We start from the raw sequence: 23,931 nt of genomic DNA, 5'->3' as shown, positions 1-23,931 counted from the left end.
CAAACTTTAAAAAATTACATTATGACTTTTGTCATAATCAATTTACAAACTACATAACTGTCCTTCGGGGCTCATTGTAAGGTTATGTATACCTGTTTGTGCCGAGGTATACAATACTTGTTACAGTCCCCCTTTATCTTCGTAATATTGGTAAGAGATAATAGAATTGGTGAGGAAGTCGTTCAACCCCTGTGCCGAATCTGTAATATTAGCTCTTGTTCCTATATATATGGCTTTGCCACTTTGCATGCCGCTGCTATTTTTTCTTCTGAATTTGATCTGTATATCTTGTTGCGATATAGGTAGATCTTCTATAACAAAATGTAGTGTTACAGTTTGAAAGGTCTCCCTGTTGTTTACAGTTTTGAATGCTAAACGTCCTATGCGGGATGCTTTCAAATCATTATTTATAAATATTCCTCCATTGTAAGATACCCAACCATTAAGATAACTGCTTCCAGTCTGATATTCTTTCGAAACGATGGTTTGTACTGTAACAATCAGCCGGTTTTTATTGCTTGTAGGCGTTACTGAAAAAGAATTACCATATATATTCCAGACCTGATCGTTAGAGGTTAGAGTTAGTCCTTGAGCTTTTGGTACAGAAATGGATTTTGTTTCTATCAATATAAATTTATTCTCCTGAGCAAGAGGAATACTTACTACTTCCCAAACGGGTTTGAGTGAAGAGTTTATACGAAGAAATTGTCCCGAAACAGAACCTTGTGCTAGAGTTGTGCTTCTCCATTTGCTTCCATCGTTAATACATACTCCATCCGAATTGCTTAAGCTATAGACCATCATTCCCTCCACATGCTTAGATAGAGGTGCAGCTTGTGTGCTGTTGGTAAGGTTTACCCGTGGTAGTAATAGTCCTTTTGTAGAACTTCCGTCCATTGCTTCTTTTAGGTCTAATAATGCGTTCGGATTTGGAGTTATACTGGCCCCTATTGTTACTTGCGATTTGACAGATACCGAAAGATAACAGAATATTATAAGTATGTAAAGGGCTTTACCCTTGTATGATGCTCTATTTTTCATAATACTGATAAGATAAAGATGCCGCTCCGGGAGAATTGGTGTTGAAGGATTTACCTATATATAGGGGAGAGTTGTCTGCTTCGTTAGGAGAGCTATTTCTACGTATAAATGCTATATCTATAGTGTGGGTACCTGGTTGTAGGCCTTGGATAACAAAAAATAAAGTTTCGGCTTTAGATAGTTCTGCATCATTTCCTGTTGCATTAAGAGTACCTACCCGAACACCTTTTAATAAGTTGTCGATAAATATACCTCCGGCATAGGAAGTCCAGCCTGCTACTCCGTATTGATTTTGTATAATAGAAGTCTGAATGAATAAGACTAATCTGTTCTCGCTTGTATTTACCTTAATTGTAAAGGGGGTAATGATTGATTTCCAGTTGCTGCTTGTAGTCTTAGTGAAATTTTCATCATATTTGTCACTACCCGAGTTTGAACTTATAACAGGTCCTATATCTTGAGTAAAAGCGCCTACTTCTATTAGTTTATATTCTCCATTTCTGACTACCGGGATGATTTTTGTAATCCATTTTGGAGTTAATGTTTCTTTATCTATAACCAGAAACTGCCCTTGGCTGCTTCCTTCTGGTATTTCGGCAGAAATCCATTTGCTTCCATTGTTTTGATATAATCCGGGTAGTAAAGTTGCATTTGTTGTAGTGTTGTACACCACCATACCTTCTATATGCACAGCAAGAGGCGATGGATTTGTAGGGGCTACCAACTCTACTCTGGGAAGTAATAATCCTTTGGTCGTGGTAGTTCCCTGTTCTCGAAGCTCGAGCATTGCATTTGCATTAGGTACGCTTGTTGAACCTATTGTAATCTGCGCATTCATTTGTACGTATGCACATAGAAGAAGATTCAAAATTATTATTTTATAGATGTCTATCATTACTATATTGTGTTGGTTATAAAGGGTCGGATGTGGGATCTTCGTAATATTGTAAATATATAGATGGTCTTGCCATAAAATCATTAAGGTTTGTTGCTCCCGAAAAAGGAGTTCCTACATGTATATTCATACTGCTAGTCGTACCTTGGCTACTTCCTAATACTCTTGTTACCGCAACTCTGACTATTTGATCTCCCGGTGTGTCATTTCCTATATTTTCTACTATTCCATGTACAAAGAATGATGTGAAATTTGAAGCGTCAGTACCTATAATCTGATCAATGTTTGCTACTTTTAGTTTCGAGTTTATAAACACTCCTCCTGCATACGATACCCAGTTTTCGGAACTTGTATTGGCTTTTTGCACCACAGTTTGCATTGTTATATATAGTCTATTTCGCTTATATTTAGGTTGTATAACGAAGTCTGTTCCTAACTGTTTCCATTTACTGTCGAATGTATAACCATTGGCACAAATTGTCAATCCGTTGTTTGTTGTTCCTAGTTGAACACCGCCCCCTTCCAGTATATGAATATTTGAACTTGTTAAAACATAATTGTCATTTTTAATATCTGGAATATTTAGGGTTACCCATTGAGGTTGAGAACTGGATGATAGGGCTAGTACTTGTTCTGGTAAACCTCCATCGGGTAATCCCATGCGAAGCCATTTTGTTCCGTTATTGTAATATAAGCCTTTATTAACATCTGCTACAGTTGCTGTATTATATACGATCATACCGGCTACATGTGTGCTGCACGGGTAACTGTTTGTAGATGCTTTTAACGAAACTCGGGGTAATAAAAGCCCTTTGTTCGATTTCCCTGTAATCTGTTCTTTTAGGTCTAACAGGGCATCTGTGTCAGGCTCTAATGCGGCTCCTATTGTAACTTGTGCGTTAAGAGTTGAACTTAATAATATTATTATTATAAAAAGTATTGAACTTTTTATTACTTTACCTTTATCTATCATATCCTATTGTAAATAGTTTTATAACACATGTATTAAGTTGAGAAGTCTTAAAAATTCTTGTGCAAACCTATAGAAACTCCATGTTTTTTTTAGAACAATAATAGACTATTTTGTTAGTAGATATTTCTATTTTGATCGGTTGTAATTTTATTGTATCGTAAAACGAAAGATATGATGTCTAAATTTGCTATTTTGTGTCTATTTGATGTCATTCACTCTTAAAATGCATTTTTATAAACGATAAACGAGTAATTAGTGGTGTTAGGCTGGCATATCTTGCGTTTGTGTTTTTGTTATTTATTTTTGATTAAATCGAGGATAGATTGATTTAATAAAGGTTTTTGTTATATATTGTGTTGAGGTAAGCTTGATTTTAAAATGGTTTTCTTAATACTTATCGTCTCAAATTCTCTTTTATTATATGATTACTAATCTTATTTCATTTTTAATCCTCTGAAATCCAATGATATTAAATTTTCTTCTGAAAAAACTTCTCAAAGCTATTGCAGAATTGAAATCCTTGTCCTATCTTTGCATCGCATTTGAGAGGAAATGCTGCTAATAAATAGCAAAGCAAAATGGTGTGGTAGTTCAGTTGGTTAGAATACCTGCCTGTCACAAAGTAACAAGTTTAAAATACAACTCAATATATCAAGCAATTACAATGAAATGTAGTTGCTTTTTTCTTTTGGTTCAAACTATAGTTCAAACAAGTGCTCTTTTCCAAGATTTTTGGATTAATAATTTATTTTTCTTCTATAACTAAATGTTTATTCTGTAACATATATTCAGCTTCTTCTTGCATATCTAAAACTGCTAAAGTATGATACTTTGAAAAGTCAGGATGTAAGATTAATAGTACCATCTTTTCAATTTTTAGATCATAATATTTTTCCAATATATATTTATGAATATTTTGTTTTAAACATGCTTTGTGATATTCACTATTAGGAGTCTTATTCATTTCATGTAACCCTGTACCAAATTCTCTACATGGAATTACATCTCTTTCTTCATCAAATAATTTATTTGATCTAATACAATCAACCATATAGTAAAGTTCTGCATCAGGCTCTTTGAAAACTATATCAACTGAACCTATAACTTCATGTTCAGGACTATATATAAGCCAATCTGTTTTATAAACAGAAGGTTTTATTTGTTTGTCTGCCAGATTTTTAAAAATTGAAAACTCTTTAGATATATCATATCCTCTATTAGAGACTTTTATATTCTGGCTATAAAAGTTGAAAGAATATTTCATATCAGTTTCTTTATTTAGAAAATAATTTGCAATTTGCATATGTAGGTGTCTTCCTAATTCTTTTGCCAGATTGCCATCATGTTTCCATCTATCCTTTATTTCTTGTGTACTACAATTTTCTTGAGCAGCTTTCCTTTTTGCATTTTCTTCTAAATTGAAAGGAAAAAAGCCTCCTATTATATCTCTGACAGGGGTTAAAAGATATTCTTTATTATGGTAGTATGAATCTGTATCTCTATGATAAAACAGATAGTAATCTCTTTCTTTGATATTTCTAAGATTATGACCTTCTAGTGAGATTTTTTTTATATCACTATTGTAATTATTACTTTCAAGGTCAATAAAAGGATCTATTTTTTCTACAGGAGAATTATCTATTATTACTTCTGTTTCATCTTTAACTGATTCAGCTGTATTTTCTTTTTCAGATTTTACTGTAGTATGGTTTGGTTCACTCTCAGATAATTCATTATTAATATTTATGGAAGGTTCTGAATCTTTAATATCATTTTCTATTTTAACCTCATTAGTAGTTCTTCCATTTTCAACAGGCTCTTCTTTAGGGGCAGTCTCCCCATCTTCTTTCTTAGGTGGTTCTGGTTCTTCAATATTTTTTTTCTTTTTCTCAGAAAATAATCTTGTCAGAAAAATTAGTATAATGCCAACTAATAATACAATCAAAAGAATTTGTTCAAAAGCCATAGTATAAGATTTATAATAAACTATGATAATATCTACACAAAAATAGTAAGTAATATTTAACATTTCATTAAAGACTACTTACTATTTCATTTAACTACTACAGAAGGTATATTTATTTTAAGTTGTGATTTATAATATTTCTATATTTCCTTAAAAATCTCTTCTTAATAGCCCAACTATCCTCTTCCCTTCCATCAGATGATTATCTAAGTTTTCATCAATATAGAATAAATCCGTGTAGGTCTTATTATTTAATTTAAAGGTCAATTCTATTTCTTCCATTTTCCTTTTCTGACCTTTTTTATAATATATTTCCTTTTCCCCTTTCTTTACATATTTTTGTTCAGATAAGTGAATATAATCTTCAGGATTCTCTATACCTGTTAATTTGAAAAAGGAGTTAATCTCTCTAATAGACTGATTATTCGTTATAAATTGAACCAGACAAGGAGATATTAAATTACATTCTAAATTTGAGGCTTTTGAAAATAGAAATCCCATATTACCAATACTTACAAGTAATATGGTCTGATTCGAGTTTCCAAATCTAGCTGAAACATTTTTTTTTATTCTAGCTTTTATTTTTTCTGAAAATTCTATTTTCATTGTCTCTGCTTCTTAATTATATAAATAGCAATTGATTCTATAGTTACTTACTATTTCATTATATAAATATAAATTTTATTCTTTTAGGTTTTTATAAGCCAATAATATTTTAATAGGTTCTCTCATTGCATCTTTCCACAGAGGAATACAGTTGCTGATAAATAGATTCTCCATTCCAAAGTAATCTTTTAGATTCAATTCTAATGGAGTTTTATAAAAGGCTGCTGTAACTTTAGGAAAGGCATAAGTTGAGTTTTGGGTATATTTTCTTAGTTCATCTCTAAATAAATCTATCCTATTAGAAAAATATTTATCTGCATTTATACCATTATTTCTAAACAAGCCTTCATATTCAGTATTTATAAAATCTTCAAAATCTGGAAGGTTCTGCACAAATAAAGAATGTATTTCACTGTTATCAGTTGTTTCTTCTGCTAAAACTAACCATACAAGAATGAAAAATAACATATTAGTTTCACAGGAAATCATTTTCTCATTTTTACCTGTTTCTAATTCAGATGTTAAATCAGATAGCTCTTTTACTAACAGTATTAATCTTTGAGAAATTACACTATCTATATCTTCTGTAGATTCTTTTTGATTTTCAATAGATTGAAGTCTTTTTAACTTTTCTTCTTTTTCAGCCTCCATATCTATTGCTACATGGATTTTATTAGAATATGGAATTATTTCCTCCTTTTTTTTCTTTCTTTTACCTTTTATCCAATAATATAAGCCAAAAATTCCTGCTATAAGTAGACCTTGTAATCCTCCAACAAAAAAAGCTTCACCTGTACTTGAATATTTTAATAGTATAGTAAGTATCATAATTAATTAAATGTGATTGAGTTAATAATGTCTTTGATTGTATCTTTTTCTTGATTATATCTATCTTTTGAGATAGTGAAGGATATTATATAGGCTATGTTCTCCTTTTTAAATATATATTGGTTTTGTATTACAGGATAACCTTGCATAGTACAACTAGTCAATAACTCCAAACATTTTTTCCCTCTAAGTTTTGTCATTTCTTTAGATAGAATTTTATAATCTGGAAATACTTGCCTCATTTGCTTTTCTGAATTACCTGTAACAGCAGAAGAAAGATCTTCACCTCTCAATGTTACAATTATATTCACATTGCTTCTGAACTTATCCCCATTTTCAGGTTCTATCATTATAGCAGAAACTTGTGGATTAGGTCTTTCCATAACTTCCCATTTTTTAGGATATGCAATAGTAAATGTTCCTAAGCCAGAAACAGAATAAGTTTTATACTTCTTTGTATCTAAGACAGGCTTGTCCTCTGTGAAATCCTCTGGTTCTGGTTCTTCTTGTTGGGTTGTAATCTCTGCATTTTTCTGATTAGAAGGCTTATAATCACACTGTGTGAATGTAAACATGGTTAAAACTGTGATAATTAAAATTTTTCTCATACTTTTTCTTTTTTTAGTAGCCATACCTACAAAAAGAAGATGTGGCTTATCACTTAGATTGGAGTCCTAGGTATACCACTACCCACATCACACAAAATAAGGAAAACCACACCTATAAAAGATGTAGCACCTACTTTGTTACTGTTGTGATGTCTTGATGTGGTATTTTAGGACTGCACGAGTAAAAAGCAAATACTTCTTTCTAAAAATATGTCTTAGTTAAACTTATATATTCATTCGCAATTATTTAATTTTCAGTTATACTGCAAAAATACAAGATTTAAGCAGATATACATCAAATATTCAATTACTTTTTGAATTAAGTCCTTCCAATTCATATATAGGTGTGGCTGTGAGTTAGGGTAATAATAAATTCATTAAATAATACTTTCTCTATTTACTATTTCTTCTTTCTGGTAGGTCTATCTTCATAGCATATTACATACATAATGATATATCCTATAATAATGTGACCTATTATTTGTAAAAATGTTCGCATAAAAGCATAATTAAAAAGCCCCATCCATTACTGAATGAGGCTAATACAACAATAATAAAAAAGGGATAAATTTCTAATTGCATTACATCAGCAATCAAAAGCTATCTCTTTTTATCCTAATATCTCACTTAGATTCTTTGTTTTTATAAATGTAAGTGAGAGGGTGATTAATCCTTATTTCTTTATTATGATTTTGGACAATTCATTCATTGCTAATTCAGAGGTTTCTCTTGTACATGGTGTCCCTGGCATTGGAAAGACAAATACTTTAGAATTAAAATCTGAATCATATTGAGGGTTAAATCCATAGTCAGATTTTATTTTAAATCCATGTTTTATAGATAAGATTTCATCTAAGACTTTTTTATAGACAAAAATAATTACCTTAGGTTTATATCTTTCAATTATCTCCAAAATTCTGAGATAGCCTTCTCTATATTCTTCTTTAGAAGGTTCATTGCCAAAATCTCTTGGAATCTTTACTATATCTGTTATACCATAATTGTTTTTTAACAGATAATTATCCTCATATTCACCATAAGGAACATTTAATATGTGATAATCAGCTAACTTATTCCAAAACATTCTACCTTGCTTACCCTGAAAATAATGACCTTTATTTACACTTATAGTTGCAGGAGTTTTTGCAATAAAAAGAATGTCTAAATTTCCACTTTTAGGAAGAATATCTTCTAATGTCTCATACTGCTTCCCTTTTTCTAAAATGCATGTTTTATAATTCATGGTATTCAATATTTATATTTCTCATAAAAATAGAAAATTTCACTCAATAAACCATCTATATTCTCTATCTCCATGCAAAGCCCTATTAATGCCTTCCAATAATTCAGTTGCATTCAAAGACCTATCTAATATATTATCTATATAACTGTTCTTATTAGCCCCTGTAAACAGATTATAGACCTTCCAGAGGTTAATAGCATCTGTACCTTCCTCTATTCTGAAATTCTTATCATTGTAATAGGCTTTGGCTACTGCATTGATATGAGTATCTCCAAACTCCATGTTAGGTAATAGCTTCTTTTGTGCATTAGGTAAGCATTGATAGAATTTACTTTTACCAATCAACTGTGCAAACTGATGTTCTGTTAGATAAGAGTTCTGAAAAGAAGACATTAATTCCAGATGCCTGTTAGGGTTATATTGCTGAAATAGTAATAATGTAGCCTTAAATAATTCTTCCAAACTCATAACTCTTAATTCAGACTTATACCCATCTGTAGATACACATAGATTTGTACAGACTAGATTTTTAAAGCCTATAAATATCTTGAATTTCTCTATACTCTTTTTAGAATAGAGGTTTTCATGGTTTAAAGCTCTTACTCCACCAATGGAAAGATTAAGCCTGTTTCCTTCTATATCCTGAAAGATTGTAGGTACTTCAAAGCAGAAAGCCATCCTTTCATAATAGACAGTCTTATCACTCTCTAAAAGCTGACTGACAGGTTTATTTATAGCTTCTGGAACTCTTCCCTTCACTACATGAGAAACCCTTATGTCTGGCTGTAAGATTGTCTCATTTGGAAAGAAACTACTTGCAGCATCCCAAACAGTTTCTATGAAATTAGTATGGCTGATAGTAACCTCATTATCCTTAGAGAAGACAGGTACAATACATTCATGCTTCAAATGATGTAAACTTGCTTCTTTGGTATTGGCTTCTATAAAAGGGCTTGGATTGTTGTCACAGATATATGTATTTTCTATTGCATTTTGAAGGGGAAGGGGTTGAGGAATCATTACATCTGTATGATTACTCTTTACTGTAATTAATTGCATTGTTTCCATATGGAGTAAATTTTTTATTAGTGATTAATATGCTCACTTTGTTTCTATATTATTTATATACCTAAGTGAGCAGAATATACTTTAAAATAAAAAGGGAAGACCTAAATCTTCCCTGTATCTAGTTATTATAATACTGCTAAAGTCATGGCTTTGCTTTCTCCCTTCTGATGCAGAAGATAAAACATTTCTCCTGTCTCAGAAACACATACTTGTGATATTACAGGATTATTCAACTCCCCTGTTTTTACTTTACTACTGCAAGCCCCTGTTTCAAATCCATAGACAAAGAAGCATTTCCCTGTAGCTTCATTTTTCTTAATCTCAATTTTTTCTACATGGTGGTTTTGCTTAAATTGGCTCACACTCCAACTTTCTAAAAATGTTAGTCCATTCATAATTCTAAATATTATTGTTGTTGTGCAGGGGGACTATCCCATCTCTGCAAAAGATGGAGGGGGTGTAGTTTGATTATTGAGTGCTTGTGGATATACAGAATCTTTTTGAAAAAAAAATAATAAAATTTTTTCTTACAATTTTTTAAAAGAGTAGAAATAGTTAAGTTATACTAATGGTAGAATTTAAGCATTTACTCTAATTCTTGTGAATTCACATTATTATGGGTTGATTCATGCACCTTTTTATTCAGTTCTTTAGTTCCTAACCAACTGCATTTTAATACTATCCCTTGACTAAAGTCTTCATGTCTGCTATTGGTAATATCTTCTGAAAGAGGTGTTATATAGCCTTTCTCAATCAAAGATTTTTCATATTTTAGATACGAGTTTCTACTTATATTTAAAGACTTTGATATTTGACTCTTATTGAGTCCAATGTTAAAAGAGTTATTTACACTCAAAGAGGATAAGCCAATTATAATACCTTTCTCTGTAGGAGTAAGATTTGTATCTTCCAATATTTCTTTACTTATAATTCTGTAATTGGTTTGAGGTTGAGGTAATATATACTTGTTCCTCTTTTTTATCTGGCTATCTGGAAATTCTGTATATTCTTCTATTTCACAGAATTTTGTACTTCTTAATCTGGGAAGGAACTTATCTTTTATATAGGCAAAGGATAATCCTGTAATTTCAGCTAACTATTCTCTTGTAGAATTAGTTGTGTAGTCATCTTTAGCTGTCAGATACATACAAGTAATAGTGTATAAATCTTCTGGTTTAAATATTTTTCCTGCTTCATTTGGGATAATAGTATAAGACTTCATCTCATTTACTTTTGCAGGGTGTTCAAAACATATGCTATACTATATTACCTACTTATTATATACTATATTAAATAGTAGGTAGTATAGTATGACATACAATTTGCATACCCTTAGTTAAATGAAATCTTTTGAATCTATTCCCCTTAGAATAAAGAGGCATTTCTATAGAATAGTCTATCTTCTTGATTTAGAAATACAAATATAAGTAAAATATTTGAATTTTCCAAATATTTAAAGATGTATTTAATTGATAATAAGCAGTTTAATTAATAACGAAATATCTCAAAAGGTTATTCTCTTTCTTGCCTATAGAGGTCTTTCTCTCTTCAAAATTGAGAGGATTTTCTTTTATGACTACATAGCTCTGTCTTGGTCTTGAGACTTCAAAATAAGCCTTAAATAAGCTGATAGAGGTTCTTGGTTTTATAGTCTTATGAAAATGATATTTGACTATTGGTTCTATCTTCTCATGTATTTCTTCTGGTGTATATTCTTTGCCTGTTTGAAAGGCTTCTCTCATACTTATTCTTAGAGGATGATCTTCCGCCAGACACCAGAACATAATTGTATTGTTGAGACTCTTAAAGGCTTTTATATTCTTGTGTCTTATTTCATAGAGATAGTCCAATAGTTTGTCTGATTCTACATATCTATGCAAATATCTAAATCTTTCAAGAATAGGTGTTTCTTCTTTGGTGCAGGTTCTTAACCTCCCAGATATATACTGATTAAAAACTTTAGGTGTAAGTTTCTTAGCTTTCTTTTTTAAGTCTGATACTAATGCAGCCTGTAATGAATCTATTAATTTTTGTCTGTCCTCTGTGAGATAACTGTCTGCTCCTTGTTCTGTTGATTTTTCTTCATCAGTTCTATTATCTTCATATTCTATCTCTGTGACCTGATGTCCTTCTGAAATTAGAACTTTATACAATTTCTCTTGATTAATATATAGTTCATTGAATAGCTGTTCCCTTTCTACCAGAAAATCAATATTAAGGTAGGCTATATCATATTCTCCTCTATTAATAGTAGGTCTTATAAGTCGAATTGGCTGACCTCTGAATGGGGTTTCAAGTGCTTTATCCAATATGGCAAGTTTCATTACATTGAATAAATCTATTAAATCTTTATCTTCTCCCTGTATAATATGGGCTGCCTTTATCAAATCCAATACCTTATTAGCTTTCTTTATCAGTATATTTCTATAATTTGCTGTAGACCTTTTAAATTGAGGTTCATAGCTAGTAGTATTATAGATTATAGTATCACTTAATATGCCATCTTTAACCCTGCATCTTCCATAGATTTGAGTTATCTTTTTTGTAGTAAGCATTTGGTGTGCATACTTTACATTAGAAACAGTTATAAGATGGTATGTATCATTTATATCTATTCCAGAGAAATAACTGCAAGTCACAAAATTTATTCTCTTGGGTAGGGTAGAATCATCATTCAATGGGTAATAATAAGCTCCTGCATCATTCCTGCTTGATTCACTGCACATAATAGCACATTCCCTTTGTATGGGTTCATCCAGCATAGATATAATATTCTTTACCTGTGAGACTGTATTATAGGCTATCAGTATCTTATCTTCTGGATACTTTTTTATTTTATCTATGACTGCATGATTTATGCTGTCAGACTCATTGATATGTATAAGGCTTATATCTCTTTTCTTGTGGGACAGTTCTTCTATTTCAAATTTGCATTCATTCTGGAATAGAGGATTAGAGAATTCTCCCATTGTAGCAGTTACAATACACCTGTTCTTTACATCAAACTTAAAATAGTGGTCTATTACTGTTTCTAAATTAGGTCTGTAGTTACTGTCTGCTTGAAGAAGGTCTATTTCATCTATCATTAAGAAATAGTGTTTATAGGCTTCTTCTCCTAGTATATTCATTAAATAATTTAAGCTGTCTGCTACAACCAAAAACTTTAGAGATTGAGTAGGGTTTTGCTCAATATATTTAATGATCTCACTTCTACTTACCCTGTCTCTAAATTCTCCTATGGAAGTACCAATATATAGTACTTTTTTAGGATTCAGATTGTTTTCAGCCCACTTAAACTTACTATAGGCTAGTTTCTTGGTGGGTACTACTATTATTGAATGTCTGGGTGCTTTGAGTTCTAAGGTTGTTGCACCTACTCCTGTAGCTTTCTTGTCTACAATGCCATGAGGCATCTTTTGGATAAAATTAGAAAGTCTGTATTCTTCTGAGAAGAAATTGGATAAACTTCTGGTCTCAATATAATCTTTATGAATGGAAGTGACTGTTTCTTTTGGATTTGCTCCTGCCAGAGTATCTAAGATTGCTTCTGAAAATAAATCCTTGACTTGATTTTCTACTATAGCTTTGGGTGTTGTTTCTTCTTCTTTTGCTGTCCCATACTTTTTTAAGTGTTCAAATAAGTCTGTAGTTTTAGCCATTTTATTTTTAGATTATCTGAGAATGTATTTTGTTCACTTAGGTTTTGAATATCACTAAGATGTAAGTGTTTTCCTCATGGGGTAGACTATTGTAATATGTAAATACAGACTCTCTCTCTGTAAAAAATACTATTTTATTGATTAAATTAAAAATAAACCATATTTGATTTTGGAGTAATCTTATATTCTTCCTTTTCTTTGATGATTTCCCATATCAAATCATATAGTTCCAGATACTTTATACTTTGTTTTCTGTCTTTTATGGGGTTGTTTATATTGGGAATATCAGCTATTACTTTCTTACAATTATTATTTTCGTATATTTCTAAAGAGCTTTCAAAGCTTGGTGATGTTATAATTATTTCAGGGTTATCCCATTCGATTTCAAATTTAGATGGAAAGCTTTGAAAATTAATGCTTTTATACAATTTATAGACCCTTTTATAGTCATTCTCTTTTAATTTTATAGAGTATTCTTTCTTATCTATTATATAGCCTTTTGTCAAAATAGAGTCATCATCATAAAATTTAGATTCTATAAGGGATTCTCTATAAAACAAACCCTTTTCTGAATTATAAGAATCATTTGCTCCATCATTTATTATAAAGTTGAAATTGGAAGGCACTTCATTCTGATATTTACAGGAATGATATAATAGAGATGTAAAAAGTAATAAATATAAATATTTCATTTAACTTAGATTAAGTTATGTAAAGTAGAGACAAATGAATACTTTTTTCCATAAACTATATTTGTAATATTCTTTCTAGACAATAAGTGCATATGAGGTTCTCTCTTTTTTATATTAAACATTCATTCTATCCAAACCCATTTACAGATAATCGTGAAAATGTTTTCTTTTCTAAGTCAAATAATGCACCCCAAAAACCATCACCTCCATCACAAGCTATTATTGGTTTTGTTTTCCAATCTTTATGCCAAGTTTTGAAACTATCTTGTCCATATGAAATATCAATTAAAAATGCATTTATGTAGATATACTTTCGACTGTTAATTACAACTCCAACATATTGAAAAGCATAATCATCAAGTTTGGGGATTTTCCACCCTTGTAAACAGCATTCAGTAGCTTTTATTGATAGTATTTTTTTATAGTTATCTTCTAGTGAAGCTATGTCTGTATTTGTTAAATCAAAATACTTTTCAATATTTTCAGGAACACTTCTAGAGCATTGAACCATCATTATCTTACCTGTTTCAGAAGGTAAAGCTATGCTATATTGAGGTTTAAATTCATACTTAGAAGAAGTTTGAGCATACAGATGAACTCCAAAAAAGAATAGAAATATTAGAATTATATTTTTCATAATAAAAGGTCTAAAAGTTTAAAGTCTTATAAAAGTACTTATCCTTCATAAATAATTCTACATACTATGTATTTTATTTTTATATTATCTGAGACTATATATTGCTCACTTAGATTTATAAATATTATTAGAAAGTAAGTGAGAGTTTAGAATCCATTGAATAGGAAAATGCTTTCATCATTTATTGACAGATCATTTTCTATTTCATTCAATGTTTTATAAATATTTTCATGATTAAGAGGAATAGCTATTCCAGTAAAAAGAAAATTAGAAGATTCTATTCCATGATTTATTAATAGAAAATTATCCAAAGAGTTATATTTATTTTGAGCATCACAATCAATAGGGTAGTTATAATTGAAATTTTCAACATCAATTTCTTTAAACTCTTCTGACTTAATAGATTTTCTTACTAGGTTACTTTGTTTGTTAAATAAAATTTGACTCACAACAATGATTTGACTTATATAATTGCATGCAAAATATATATAATCCTCTCTATGATTTTGAATAATTAATTTAAGATTAAGTCCATAATCTAAATTTCCTTTAGGAAGTTTATTGATAGCTTCTTGAAAGTCTTTATGTTCAATGCTTTCACTGTCCTTTCCTGATTGAGTAATAATCAGGTAGAAGTTTCTGCCAAAAGAAAGTTCTTTTCTCTTTATTAACTCTTTTTCAGGGATATGAGGCAGTTGTTGTTGTGTATAATTGTCTTTTGAAAACTCAAGATATTTTTTTATAAATTCATACTCTATTGTATTTCGAAAAGTTTTATAATCAATGTCATAGTATAAATCTAAGACATTTTCAAACTTTTCAATATTAGGGTTATTATAAATTGCAAGTAATAAGTTATCTCTATTGTTTCCTGCATCCCTATAGATAAATTGTGCTGCAAAATATTCTTGTAATGATTTATGAGACCACTTATAATATATACCATCTCTTGCAAAAAGAGGAACCATTGTTGTGATATCTTTTAAAAAATCATCACTATGAAACTCTATTCCTACACAAAACTTATTACATTCATCCAAAAGAGATAAAATTTCATCTTTTGAAAATTCTATCTTTTGTCTTTTTAAACAAAGAAATCCTAAATATCTTAATGTTCTGTCAAATTCATCTACACCTAAATTCGTATATTTATCATGAGTATAAGATTCTCCTTTTGTTATATCATGCATTTCAAAATAAGCATCAAAAACTTGCCTGTAAAACAGGTGTTTTTTCAAAGGAATTTTTTGTTTGTATTCAAAAGCTGTGAAAAGTAAGGATACTAGAAGAGGGTTTGTAAGAAACTCTTTTATACCAGCCAAATTTGTTTCTTCAAGCTTATTTATTAAAAGAGTTGATATTTTTCCACTTTTATCGTATTTTTTTAACAGTCTAAATGCTTCTTCTTTAGTTAGTGGTTCAATATTGAATTCTTTAAAACTACCAAAACTTGCTAAACTCTGCTCAGGTCTAGATGTCAATATGAAGTTATTCTTCTTTGTCTTATTTATAAAATCCTGTATATCAGCAGTTACTGTGGATTTGTCATTTATTGAAATTTCATCATATCCATCTAAGATTATAATAAATCCTCCTTCTGCTAATAACTCTAGAAATAGAGTTTCATCAAATTGTTTGTTTATTGAACTAAGTTGTTCATAAATTTCAGATATTAGACTTTTATCTTTTGATAATCTTCTTAGTTCTATAAAAAGAGGTATTCCTGAGTGTTTTTCTACAATGTCAAGAAATATTCTTTTCATTAATGTAGACTTCCCCATCCCAGCTGTATCTGTTATCAAAATATTCCTATACTTACTTATAAGTGCTTTAGGATATGAATTAATTTTAATTTTCTTCTTTTTTTCATTATCTTTTTGAACTATACTCAGAGGAATATAAATCTCTTTTAATGATTTATTAGTATTCTTTAATGCTATTGTATTTAGACTAGATAATTTATCATAGGTTCTAGCGAAATACTCTCTAAAATGTTTCTCTGTTGGTACGAAATTCTTCTTATAGTCAAGTTTTGCTTTACTTGTAAAGTTCTTAATGAATGGTATTACTAATTCTTTCATAAGGGTTGATACGACCTCTTTTAAAGCTGTTTCTTCCATAGATATATAGGTTATGTTTTTAACAAAAATAGTTTATTTTGTTAGAATATCTCTACTGTTTATATTATTTATATTTTAGTAAAGATATTCTTCATTGCTACAACAAATTCTTCATTGCTTCATCAATCTGACTATTTTCAAAGCTATCTAAATAAATCTGAGTAGTTTTTAAATCTGAATGACCTAAAGTCTCTCCAATCAAAGCAATATTTACACCAGAGTTCTTTAATACAGTAGCATATGAGTGTCTACTGACATATGTTGTTAAATTTACTTCCACACCTACCATTTGAGATATTATCTTTAAATATCTATTCACTTTCAATATGACTTTTTTCTTTCTATTGTATTGCTGCATTTTAGTTTTATGTATGATATGATTGAGGATAGGAAAGATATATTCATTATTTGAATCAATATATTTCCTCATAATTTCTTTAGCTTCATCAAGAATAGGCACATTAATTTTTCTATGAGTTTTCTGTCTGGTGTATATAAGCCTATCATTAGCTATATTACTAGCTTTTAGATTTGCCATATCAGAAAAACTAATGCCACTACAAAAATAGCTGAACACAAATAAATCCCTACTCAATTGAATGTATTCTTTCTCTTTAGATAGGTCTAGATTCATAATGAGCTTAATATTATCTTTTGAAATAGCTCTTTTATCTGTTTTAATACTGAATTTAGAGACTTTAAAATCATTGAAAGGGTAAGTTCCTTTTTTAGCATATTTCCTTTCTATAGCCTTATTATAGGTACTCCTCAATGTCCTAAAAAATAAATTCATAGAGCTTTCTTTACAATTTCTTAATCTAAGCCATTTCTCATAACTTAATAAAAACTCCATATCAATATCTGAGAAAGGAATATCTAATTTGTCTTTATAATAGCTCTCCAAAGACCTCAAAGAATCTTTATATACTCTTGAATTACCAATCTTTCCAGCTAGTTCCATTTCTTCTATAAGCTCACTATAAAAATCATGAACAGTTTTTACTTTTCTTTCTTCTTTAGATTTAATTAGTGTTGAGGCTGTAAACTCTTTTTCCTCTGCTTTTAGCTCTAGGATTTGCTTCTGTAGTTCAGCTTCTTTATCTATGATAATCTTTAAAATATAGTCTCTATTAGGACAATTTGTTTTAGGTCTATTCTTATCAAAATCCCAATAAATAGGATTTACTGATATACCTAAACTCTTATACTTTGTTTTTCTGTCTTTACAAACCCTAACCATTATAGGACTTTCTCCATTTGATAACTTCTTGTTTCTGTAGCATACTACATTTACTGTTGTACTCATGACTTAATAATTTAAGTCTTGGTTCAAACACTGGTTCAAACATAATCTTCAAAAGCCTTTATTTATGAAGGTTTTTATATGTTTTAGTCTTCCTCAAAAAATCAAATATATTTCATTAAGATAAACTCAATACTTAGTAGACTTTATTAATATTCTCCCTCTTAAACTCCTTTCTATTCCACTAATCTCAATCTTATTTCATTTTTAATCCTCTGAAATCCAATGATATTAAATTTTCTTCTGAAAAAACTTCTCAAAGCTATTGCAGAATTGAAATCCTTGTCCTATCTTTGCATCGCATTTGAGAGGAAATGCTGCTAATAAATAGCAAAGCAAAATGGTGTGGTAGTTCAGTTGGTTAGAATACCTGCCTGTCACGCAGGGGGTCGCGGGTTCGAGTCCCGTCCATACCGCCAATAATCTAAAATCCTCGGAATCAATCGATTACGAGGATTTTCTTTTTACAAACTGGGAACTGAACTTTAAGCCATACAACACTGATAATAAGTCTGTTATTCTATTTAAATCTTCATTTTGGCCACATTTCATTGAAAATACTGCGATTTTCGATAAACTCTTCAGTGTGCTAATCATGACCCTTTCTTATTTTATCAACAAATAGGCCACTACTACACAAATGGCTGGACAAATGCGTGTTATATGATAATATTGCTTGATATGAGCCTTAAATATAAGGTATAAGATAGACGACTGCCTCGATATTGCAGAAATATTCAATAATTGCTATTTGGTGGAGCAGGCGGTGGAGATGAATATTTAAATTTTGTATTTCCCTGTAAACAAAGCAGATATGAGCTACCTGCGAGTCCGACAGGGACCGAGAGGTAATTTGACGTATAGAATAAAGCGATGTTAAACCTGTTGACAAATAGTGGTTTATGAATTATTAATCTATATATTTCCAATAAAAAAGTTATGAGAAGTACATTTAGCATTTCTTTTTTCGTGAAGAAAAGTAAGGAAAAGAAAAACGGGAAATCCCCTATCGTATGCCGAATTACAATTAATGGAGACAAGGTTGAATTAGCTACACAATTAGACATTGAAGCTCCAAAATGGAGTGTACCAAGCAATCGTGCTATTGGGCGCAGTAATGATGTTAAGTTTATCAATGAAACTTTAGATTCGATTAGGATGAGCCTACATATTGCTTATCGAGACTTGCACGAACATGGCGATATTATTACCGCAGATTCGGTTAAGAACACTTATCTTCAAATAGGGAGATTCCCACAAACGCTATTAGAGTTATTCAAAAAACACAATGAAGACCAATTTGAATTGATTGGGCGAGGAAAATCAGAATCGACGTATAAGAAATATGATTTATCCTATCGCCGACTTAAAGAGTTTCTTAAATATAAGTATGGAAAAGAAGATATTTTTCTAGACCATTTAACACTGGGCTTTGTAAATGACTATGAAGTATATTTAAGGACAAAATGTTACTTAGGTCACAATACGACATTCAAGATGATCCAATATCTCAAACGTATAGTTAGTTATGCTCGCAATTTAGGTCTTATTCGTAAAGACCCATTTTTTCAACACAAAATTAAGTGGAAACATTCCGATCCCAAATATCTCACTCATTTTGAATTAGAGTCAATCATTAACAAGGAAATCACAATAAAACGATTAGCTGTGGTAAGGGATATTTTTGTTTTCAGTTGCTTTTGCGGATTATCATACATAGACACTCTCAATCTTACACAAGACAACATAGAAAAGCACGATGATAGATATTGGATTGTAACTCGGCGCATAAAGACAGATAATGACGTCCGGATCCCGCTTTTTACCATTCCTAGGAAAATGATTGACAAGTATGCTAATGAGAATGGTATAAAGTTGCTTCCGGTTATGAGTAATCAGAAAATGAATTCATACCTGAAGGAACTTGCTGACATATGTGGGATTCGCAAGAATCTGACATATCACATACAAAGACATAGCAAAGCCCATTATTATCTATTAATCAATCGATTACGCAGTGTTTGACCTTCAATAGGTAACGATTTAGAAACCAGCTTAGTTCTTAGATATGCTTAATTTCCTCACTATACAAAGAGCTACTTATCTTTAGCAAAGATATAAAATGCTTTATTCTAATGTTTCTTTTTCTGTACTTTTTTCTAATTTTCACTTGAAGAAGTTGGTCGCAAACTATAGATAAGAATTCTGTTGTATATGAACAAGCATTTCTATACAATTTTCATTTCTTCAAAAGGTATTTTGCATGTCTTTTGGGGCTTTCTAAGAATATATACTTTCATATGCTCCCTTATTATTTCAGAATTTTATTCCTTTCAGCGAGATTCAGGTTGATAGTATTACCAAAATGATCGAATATATCAATGTTTATGCTAAAGTTATAAATAAAAAAACGAAAATATTTTAATAAGATATTACAAAACAACAAATAAGTCGATTTGTTTCCGTATCTTACATGTCTAACAATATAGTTTTTATTGTATCTTTTCTTCACAATGATTTGCTCCGCCTCTGTTAGCGGATCTTCCCATCGTCAAAATCGACAGCAAAATCAACTCGCTTGTTTATAGTATTAATCAGTTATGAGAGCCTATAATGCGGTTGATCATAACACATTTTTGTAAATAAGATGAAATCATTTTTTATAGGGAATATGGAAGTAAAACTTCCGGTTATCCAAGGAGGAATGGGTGTAGGAGTATCTTTGTCAGGTTTAGCATCGGCGATGGCTAATGAAGGAGGTATAGGTGTTATATCATGTGCTGGTTTAGGTCTCATTCACAAAGGTCACGGAAATTTCATAAAGAATAGTATTTGGGGCCTGAAAGAAGAATTGCGTTTAGCCAGAGAAAAGACAAAAGGTATAATTGGTGTCAATATAATGGTTGCCTTATCTAATTTTGCAGATATGGCACGTACCGCCATCGCTGAAAAAGCAGATATAATATTTGCAGGTGCAGGACTTCCGTTGGATTTACCATCCTATCAAACTGCCGATAGCAAAACTAAATTAGTGCCTATTGTTTCCTCAGCCCGTGCCGCAAAGATAATTTGTGAGAAATGGTATAATAACTACAGTTATTTGCCGGATGCGATAGTTGTAGAGGGTCCAAAAGCTGGAGGGCATTTAGGATTTAAAAGAGACCAACTTGATAATGAGCAGTATTCTCTTGAACAAATAATTCCAGAAGTTATAAAAACGGTAGCTTCATATAAAGAAATAAAAACGATATCAGTTATTGCCGCAGGTGGGATATCTTCAGGAGGGGATATATACCGTTTTATCGAAATGGGAGCATCAGCTGTACAGATGGGAACAATATTTGTTACTACAGAGGAATGCGATGCTTCAGAAGCCTTCAAGCAGGTCTATCTTACAGCTAAAGAAGACGACTTAATGATAATCAACAGTCCCGTAGGGATGCCCGGGCGTGCCATCAAAGGAGAATTTCTCAAACGTGTTTCCGAAGGGTTGGAAATACCTAAAACCTGTCCTGTACATTGTATAAAGACTTGTGACTATACTAAGAGCCCCTATTGTATAATGAAAGCATTATTCAATGCATCTAAAGGCGATATGAAAAAAGGGTATGCTTTTGCCGGAGTAAATGCACATCTGGCACAGAAAATAAGTAGCGTTAAAGAAGTTGTGTGCAAATTGAAAGAAGAATTTGCTATAGCAGAAAAAGTAGCATTATCAGCAATAGTTCTATCTCATGGATGATAATTTGATAGAAGAAACCGTCAAAAGATACATCAGAGAATATGATCGTTATAAAAAACTGGCCGATATAGTTTTTGATATATGCCAGATCATAGTCGAAAAGAATCTGACTGTCAGAGCTACTGTTCAACACAGAGCTAAAAGTCCGACAAGTCTGACAGAGAAATTAAGGAAAAGCAGCAAATACCAAACTGTAAACAGTGTATTTGATGGAATTAGCGACCTTGCAGGTGTGCGTATTATAACTTATCAGGAAACAGACAGGCCGAAAGTCGTAGAGGAGATTCGGCGAACTTTTATTGGTAAGGGTAATGATAAAATCAGAATTGAAGTTAAAGACAAGAATGGCGATAATGGCAAATACTATAAAGCGACTCACTGTCAGGTAGCTTTACCTTCCGAGTATCTGACAGACAATTTCAATTTGAAAAATACAACATGCGAAATTCAGGTTTGCAGTTTGTTGTCGCATGTATATAATGAGATCGAACATGACTTACAATATAAGCCCCGGAAAGGAAATTTATCAAAAGATGAAAAGCTTTTGATCGATCAGTTAGGGCTTATAACAAAATCGGGAGATATAACTATTCAACGATTATTGGAAGCTACAAATGAAAGATTGAAACTTCAGGAAGGTGAGTTTGTCGATGTACATGATTTTACTGTGAGAATGGGAGAATTTCTGAATATTGGGGAATTATTTGCAAATAATGCGGGGTTATTATACGATGAGTTTTTAAACTTAAAATTGGATTCTCCCGAAACAATTATCTCTGAACTACTTACTAAAGGGGAAACTCTTATTGATGTTGCAAAATATGAATATGACAAACTGACCCAATATATAGCAAGAAGAAATATAAATATAACAATAGATAAAACATCTTCAGACCTCTTGTTATTAGTTCTATTAAGAAAAAAAATTATAACTATACTTAAAGATCACCCTGTTATTTCGGAAAATGATCGTTCATCCCGCTTATTGCGAATAGCTCAAATATATAAAGATATGGTTTCTGAAAAACAGATGAAATGATAGCTATTGAACAACTCTTTCGTATTTGTAAAAATAGAAAAGGCAGATTAAAAAAAACAAAAATGGCAGCAAAACAAAGCTCTTCGATAAACAGGAAAGAGGGCGAGATAACTCGCTCTGAAAGAACTTCGGCCACTCAGCAGGCTGAATCTGTATTGAAAAATGTAAAGGAAAAAAATGGGTCTGTTATTCATGTCATAATTAGCGAAAGGACGACAATTGAACTGCCGGCGCATTTGTCTCAGGAGGAAATAAATGCCCGAGTGGATAAATATATCAGATTGCATAAATCAAAGATATAAATCGCAGAACAGCTATTTCTATATAAACAAAGATATTTTAGCAATAATATGGTAACATCCAATTTGAAAAGTGGTCTAAGAGGCATGATGAATGCTATAAGGATCGGCCTAACCAATAAGGATGTCTCCAATAATAATTAATAATAAAAAGAATGAACATTTACGTATCGAATCTAAACTTTAGTACAACAAGCGAGAGTTTACAAGAGTTATTTACAACCTATGGCGAAGTAGAATCGACTAAGATTATTACAGACAGAGAAACCGGAAGATCGCGTGGATTCGGCTTTGTTGAAATGCCTAATGATGCAGAAGGGCAAAAAGCTATCGATGAGCTAAACAATGCTGATTATGAAGGCAAGACGATTACTGTAACTATTGCTCGTCCTAAAACGGATAGAGCTAGCGGAAGTTATAACAACCGTGGTGGAAATCGTTACTAATCAAACGAACTGATGTATAATTTCAAACGGGTAGGTGTAATTACTTACCCGTTTTTTGTACTCATTTAGAATATAAAACAAGATATTTTATATCCTCCTTCAAATAAGCCTGAATAAATCAGCATATTACAATCAAATAAACACTCCTATGAAGATATATATCAAATATATGGTTAGTCGCCGTTGTATAATGATGGTGAAAGCCAATCTTGAGGAGATTGGAATCAAATATTCTAGCGTTCAGTTAGGCGAAATAGAGACTTTAGAGAAAATTTCAATTCAACAGCAAGAGCAGCTTCGTACAATACTATTGAAATCGGGACTTGAATTGATGGATGATAAAAAGGCAATCCAGATAGAACAAATAAAAACTATAATTATAGAACTTATACATCACTCTAGAGAAGGATTAAAAGTAAACTTTTCTGATTATCTGAGTAAAAAATTAAATAACAACTACACTTATCTAGCCAATTTATTTTCGGAGGCTGAAGGTATTACGATAGAACATTTTATTATTATACATAAAATAGAAAAAGTTAAAGAATTAATTCTTTATGATGAATTGAACCTTGCCGAAATTTCCTACAAATTACATTATAGTAGTGCTGCTCACTTATCCAATCAATTTAAAAAAGTGACCGGATTAACTCCTACTTTTTACAAAAACCTTAAAAATAAACGTCGCAATAATATTGAGAATTTATAAAAGCCTCCTCCAAAGGCTTTTATTTGACCGTTGAATGAAGCTTTTATGTTTATTCTT

Annotated in this window: 22 protein-coding genes and 1 tRNA gene; 7 read left to right on the top strand and 16 right to left on the bottom strand. The window is 31.1% G+C overall.

What is annotated here, in order from left to right; all coding sequences use genetic code 11:
* Positions 1 to 120 precede the first annotated feature (120 nt).
* From BGC7_RS12040 to BGC7_RS11965, 16 genes are all read right to left on the bottom strand, one after another.
* The gene (locus BGC7_RS12040) at positions 121 to 1,041 is read right to left on the bottom strand and encodes a hypothetical protein (protein WP_050701849.1); all 921 of its coding nucleotides are present in this window, start codon (positions 1,039 to 1,041) and stop codon (positions 121 to 123) included.
* Positions 1,031 to 1,936 (bottom strand): hypothetical protein, encoded by a 906-nt coding sequence (locus BGC7_RS12035; RefSeq protein ID WP_050701848.1) that lies wholly within the window; start codon positions 1,934 to 1,936, stop codon positions 1,031 to 1,033. Before BGC7_RS12035 ends, BGC7_RS12040 begins: the two co-directional genes overlap by 11 nt.
* A gap of 16 nt (positions 1,937 to 1,952) precedes the next feature.
* A complete protein-coding gene (locus BGC7_RS12030) occupies positions 1,953 to 2,909 on the bottom strand; it encodes a hypothetical protein (RefSeq protein WP_050701847.1) in 957 nt (318 codons plus the stop codon).
* Between the two features lie 745 nt (positions 2,910 to 3,654).
* Positions 3,655 to 4,875 carry a hypothetical protein gene (locus BGC7_RS12025; protein WP_157258712.1) on the bottom strand — a complete coding sequence of 407 codons (1,221 nt, stop codon included), beginning with the start codon at positions 4,873 to 4,875 and terminating at the stop codon, positions 3,655 to 3,657.
* A gap of 150 nt (positions 4,876 to 5,025) precedes the next feature.
* Entirely contained in the window at positions 5,026 to 5,481 is a 456-nt protein-coding gene (locus BGC7_RS12020; protein ID WP_050701845.1) for a hypothetical protein, read from the bottom strand.
* Between the two features lie 75 nt (positions 5,482 to 5,556).
* Entirely contained in the window at positions 5,557 to 6,309 is a 753-nt protein-coding gene (locus BGC7_RS12015) for a hypothetical protein (protein ID WP_050701844.1), read from the bottom strand.
* Between the two features lie 2 nt (positions 6,310 to 6,311).
* Positions 6,312 to 6,917 carry a PsbP-related protein gene (locus BGC7_RS12010; protein ID WP_157258711.1) on the bottom strand — a complete coding sequence of 202 codons (606 nt, stop codon included), beginning with the start codon at positions 6,915 to 6,917 and terminating at the stop codon, positions 6,312 to 6,314.
* A 673-nt stretch (positions 6,918 to 7,590) separates the two neighbouring features.
* Positions 7,591 to 8,160, bottom strand: a complete 570-nt coding sequence (locus BGC7_RS12005; protein WP_050701842.1) for a uracil-DNA glycosylase family protein — start codon at positions 8,158 to 8,160, stop codon at positions 7,591 to 7,593.
* 39 nt (positions 8,161 to 8,199) lie between these two features.
* Complete coding sequence (locus tag BGC7_RS12000) at positions 8,200 to 9,228, bottom strand: DUF3871 family protein (RefSeq protein WP_050701841.1); 1,029 nt, start codon at positions 9,226 to 9,228, stop codon at positions 8,200 to 8,202.
* A 125-nt stretch (positions 9,229 to 9,353) separates the two neighbouring features.
* Positions 9,354 to 9,623: a hypothetical protein gene (locus BGC7_RS11995; RefSeq protein ID WP_082206695.1), complete on the bottom strand. Its 270-nt coding sequence runs from the start codon at positions 9,621 to 9,623 to the stop codon at positions 9,354 to 9,356.
* A 191-nt stretch (positions 9,624 to 9,814) separates the two neighbouring features.
* Positions 9,815 to 10,141, bottom strand: coding sequence for a helix-turn-helix domain-containing protein (locus tag BGC7_RS11990; RefSeq protein ID WP_050701839.1), 327 nt, complete (start codon positions 10,139 to 10,141; stop codon positions 9,815 to 9,817).
* A gap of 571 nt (positions 10,142 to 10,712) precedes the next feature.
* Positions 10,713 to 12,887 (bottom strand): hypothetical protein, encoded by a 2,175-nt coding sequence (locus tag BGC7_RS11985; protein WP_050701838.1) that lies wholly within the window; start codon positions 12,885 to 12,887, stop codon positions 10,713 to 10,715.
* A gap of 146 nt (positions 12,888 to 13,033) precedes the next feature.
* Positions 13,034 to 13,579: a hypothetical protein gene (locus tag BGC7_RS11980; RefSeq protein WP_050701837.1), complete on the bottom strand. Its 546-nt coding sequence runs from the start codon at positions 13,577 to 13,579 to the stop codon at positions 13,034 to 13,036.
* Between the two features lie 127 nt (positions 13,580 to 13,706).
* Complete coding sequence (locus BGC7_RS11975) at positions 13,707 to 14,216, bottom strand: hypothetical protein (RefSeq protein WP_050701836.1); 510 nt, start codon at positions 14,214 to 14,216, stop codon at positions 13,707 to 13,709.
* A 146-nt stretch (positions 14,217 to 14,362) separates the two neighbouring features.
* The gene (locus BGC7_RS11970) at positions 14,363 to 16,336 is read right to left on the bottom strand and encodes an NACHT domain-containing protein (RefSeq protein WP_050701835.1); all 1,974 of its coding nucleotides are present in this window, start codon (positions 16,334 to 16,336) and stop codon (positions 14,363 to 14,365) included.
* Between the two features lie 97 nt (positions 16,337 to 16,433).
* Complete coding sequence (locus BGC7_RS11965; protein WP_050701834.1) at positions 16,434 to 17,642, bottom strand: site-specific integrase; 1,209 nt, start codon at positions 17,640 to 17,642, stop codon at positions 16,434 to 16,436.
* Between the two features lie 339 nt (positions 17,643 to 17,981).
* On the opposite strand from BGC7_RS11965, the gene BGC7_RS11960 reads away from it, so the two are divergent.
* The 7 genes from BGC7_RS11960 to BGC7_RS11930 all read left to right on the top strand — a co-directional run bounded on the left by BGC7_RS11960 (position 17,982) and on the right by BGC7_RS11930 (position 23,874).
* A tRNA-Asp gene (locus BGC7_RS11960) sits at positions 17,982 to 18,058 on the top strand.
* 520 nt (positions 18,059 to 18,578) lie between these two features.
* Positions 18,579 to 19,664, top strand: a complete 1,086-nt coding sequence (locus BGC7_RS11955) for a site-specific integrase (protein WP_050701833.1) — start codon at positions 18,579 to 18,581, stop codon at positions 19,662 to 19,664.
* Positions 19,665 to 20,286: 622 nt separating this feature from the next.
* Entirely contained in the window at positions 20,287 to 21,381 is a 1,095-nt protein-coding gene (locus tag BGC7_RS11950; protein ID WP_050701832.1) for an NAD(P)H-dependent flavin oxidoreductase, read from the top strand.
* Entirely contained in the window at positions 21,374 to 22,420 is a 1,047-nt protein-coding gene (locus BGC7_RS11945; protein WP_050701831.1) for a GTP pyrophosphokinase, read from the top strand. Before BGC7_RS11950 ends, BGC7_RS11945 begins: the two co-directional genes overlap by 8 nt.
* 62 nt (positions 22,421 to 22,482) lie before the next feature.
* Complete coding sequence (locus BGC7_RS11940) at positions 22,483 to 22,722, top strand: hypothetical protein (protein WP_050701876.1); 240 nt, start codon at positions 22,483 to 22,485, stop codon at positions 22,720 to 22,722.
* A gap of 152 nt (positions 22,723 to 22,874) precedes the next feature.
* Positions 22,875 to 23,165: an RNA recognition motif domain-containing protein gene (locus tag BGC7_RS11935; protein WP_050701830.1), complete on the top strand. Its 291-nt coding sequence runs from the start codon at positions 22,875 to 22,877 to the stop codon at positions 23,163 to 23,165.
* Between the two features lie 148 nt (positions 23,166 to 23,313).
* Complete coding sequence (locus BGC7_RS11930; protein WP_050701829.1) at positions 23,314 to 23,874, top strand: helix-turn-helix domain-containing protein; 561 nt, start codon at positions 23,314 to 23,316, stop codon at positions 23,872 to 23,874.
* Positions 23,875 to 23,931 lie beyond the last annotated feature (57 nt).

Origin of the sequence: Dysgonomonas sp. BGC7, assembly GCF_001261735.1 — a bacterium.
GTDB lineage: Bacteria > Bacteroidota > Bacteroidia > Bacteroidales > Dysgonomonadaceae > Dysgonomonas.
The sequence above is the reverse complement of the archived record's forward strand: the minus strand, read 5'-3'. Positions and strand labels throughout refer to the sequence as shown.

Excerpts from the sequence above, each read along its gene's own strand:
- BGC7_RS12040 (WP_050701849.1), bottom strand. The coding sequence starts at position 1,041 with ATGAAAAATAGAGCATCATACAAGGGTAAAGCCCTTTACATACTTATA.
- BGC7_RS12035 (WP_050701848.1), bottom strand. The coding sequence starts at position 1,936 with ATGATAGACATCTATAAAATAATAATTTTGAATCTTCTTCTATGTGCA.
- BGC7_RS12030 (WP_050701847.1), bottom strand. The coding sequence starts at position 2,909 with ATGATAGATAAAGGTAAAGTAATAAAAAGTTCAATACTTTTTATAATA.
- BGC7_RS12025 (WP_157258712.1), bottom strand. The coding sequence starts at position 4,875 with ATGGCTTTTGAACAAATTCTTTTGATTGTATTATTAGTTGGCATTATA.
- BGC7_RS12020 (WP_050701845.1), bottom strand. The coding sequence starts at position 5,481 with ATGAAAATAGAATTTTCAGAAAAAATAAAAGCTAGAATAAAAAAAAAT.
- BGC7_RS12015 (WP_050701844.1), bottom strand. The coding sequence starts at position 6,309 with ATGATACTTACTATACTATTAAAATATTCAAGTACAGGTGAAGCTTTT.
- BGC7_RS12010 (WP_157258711.1), bottom strand. The coding sequence starts at position 6,917 with ATGAGAAAAATTTTAATTATCACAGTTTTAACCATGTTTACATTCACA.
- BGC7_RS12005 (WP_050701842.1), bottom strand. The coding sequence starts at position 8,160 with ATGAATTATAAAACATGCATTTTAGAAAAAGGGAAGCAGTATGAGACA.
- BGC7_RS12000 (WP_050701841.1), bottom strand. The coding sequence starts at position 9,228 with ATGGAAACAATGCAATTAATTACAGTAAAGAGTAATCATACAGATGTA.
- BGC7_RS11995 (WP_082206695.1), bottom strand. The coding sequence starts at position 9,623 with ATGAATGGACTAACATTTTTAGAAAGTTGGAGTGTGAGCCAATTTAAG.
- BGC7_RS11985 (WP_050701838.1), bottom strand. The coding sequence starts at position 12,887 with ATGGCTAAAACTACAGACTTATTTGAACACTTAAAAAAGTATGGGACA.
- BGC7_RS11980 (WP_050701837.1), bottom strand. The coding sequence starts at position 13,579 with ATGAAATATTTATATTTATTACTTTTTACATCTCTATTATATCATTCC.
- BGC7_RS11975 (WP_050701836.1), bottom strand. The coding sequence starts at position 14,216 with ATGAAAAATATAATTCTAATATTTCTATTCTTTTTTGGAGTTCATCTG.
- BGC7_RS11970 (WP_050701835.1), bottom strand. The coding sequence starts at position 16,336 with ATGGAAGAAACAGCTTTAAAAGAGGTCGTATCAACCCTTATGAAAGAA.
- BGC7_RS11965 (WP_050701834.1), bottom strand. The coding sequence starts at position 17,642 with ATGAGTACAACAGTAAATGTAGTATGCTACAGAAACAAGAAGTTATCA.
- BGC7_RS11955 (WP_050701833.1), top strand. The coding sequence starts at position 18,579 with ATGAGAAGTACATTTAGCATTTCTTTTTTCGTGAAGAAAAGTAAGGAA.
- BGC7_RS11950 (WP_050701832.1), top strand. The coding sequence starts at position 20,287 with ATGAAATCATTTTTTATAGGGAATATGGAAGTAAAACTTCCGGTTATC.
- BGC7_RS11945 (WP_050701831.1), top strand. The coding sequence starts at position 21,374 with ATGGATGATAATTTGATAGAAGAAACCGTCAAAAGATACATCAGAGAA.
- BGC7_RS11940 (WP_050701876.1), top strand. The coding sequence starts at position 22,483 with ATGGCAGCAAAACAAAGCTCTTCGATAAACAGGAAAGAGGGCGAGATA.
- BGC7_RS11935 (WP_050701830.1), top strand. The coding sequence starts at position 22,875 with ATGAACATTTACGTATCGAATCTAAACTTTAGTACAACAAGCGAGAGT.
- BGC7_RS11930 (WP_050701829.1), top strand. The coding sequence starts at position 23,314 with ATGAAGATATATATCAAATATATGGTTAGTCGCCGTTGTATAATGATG.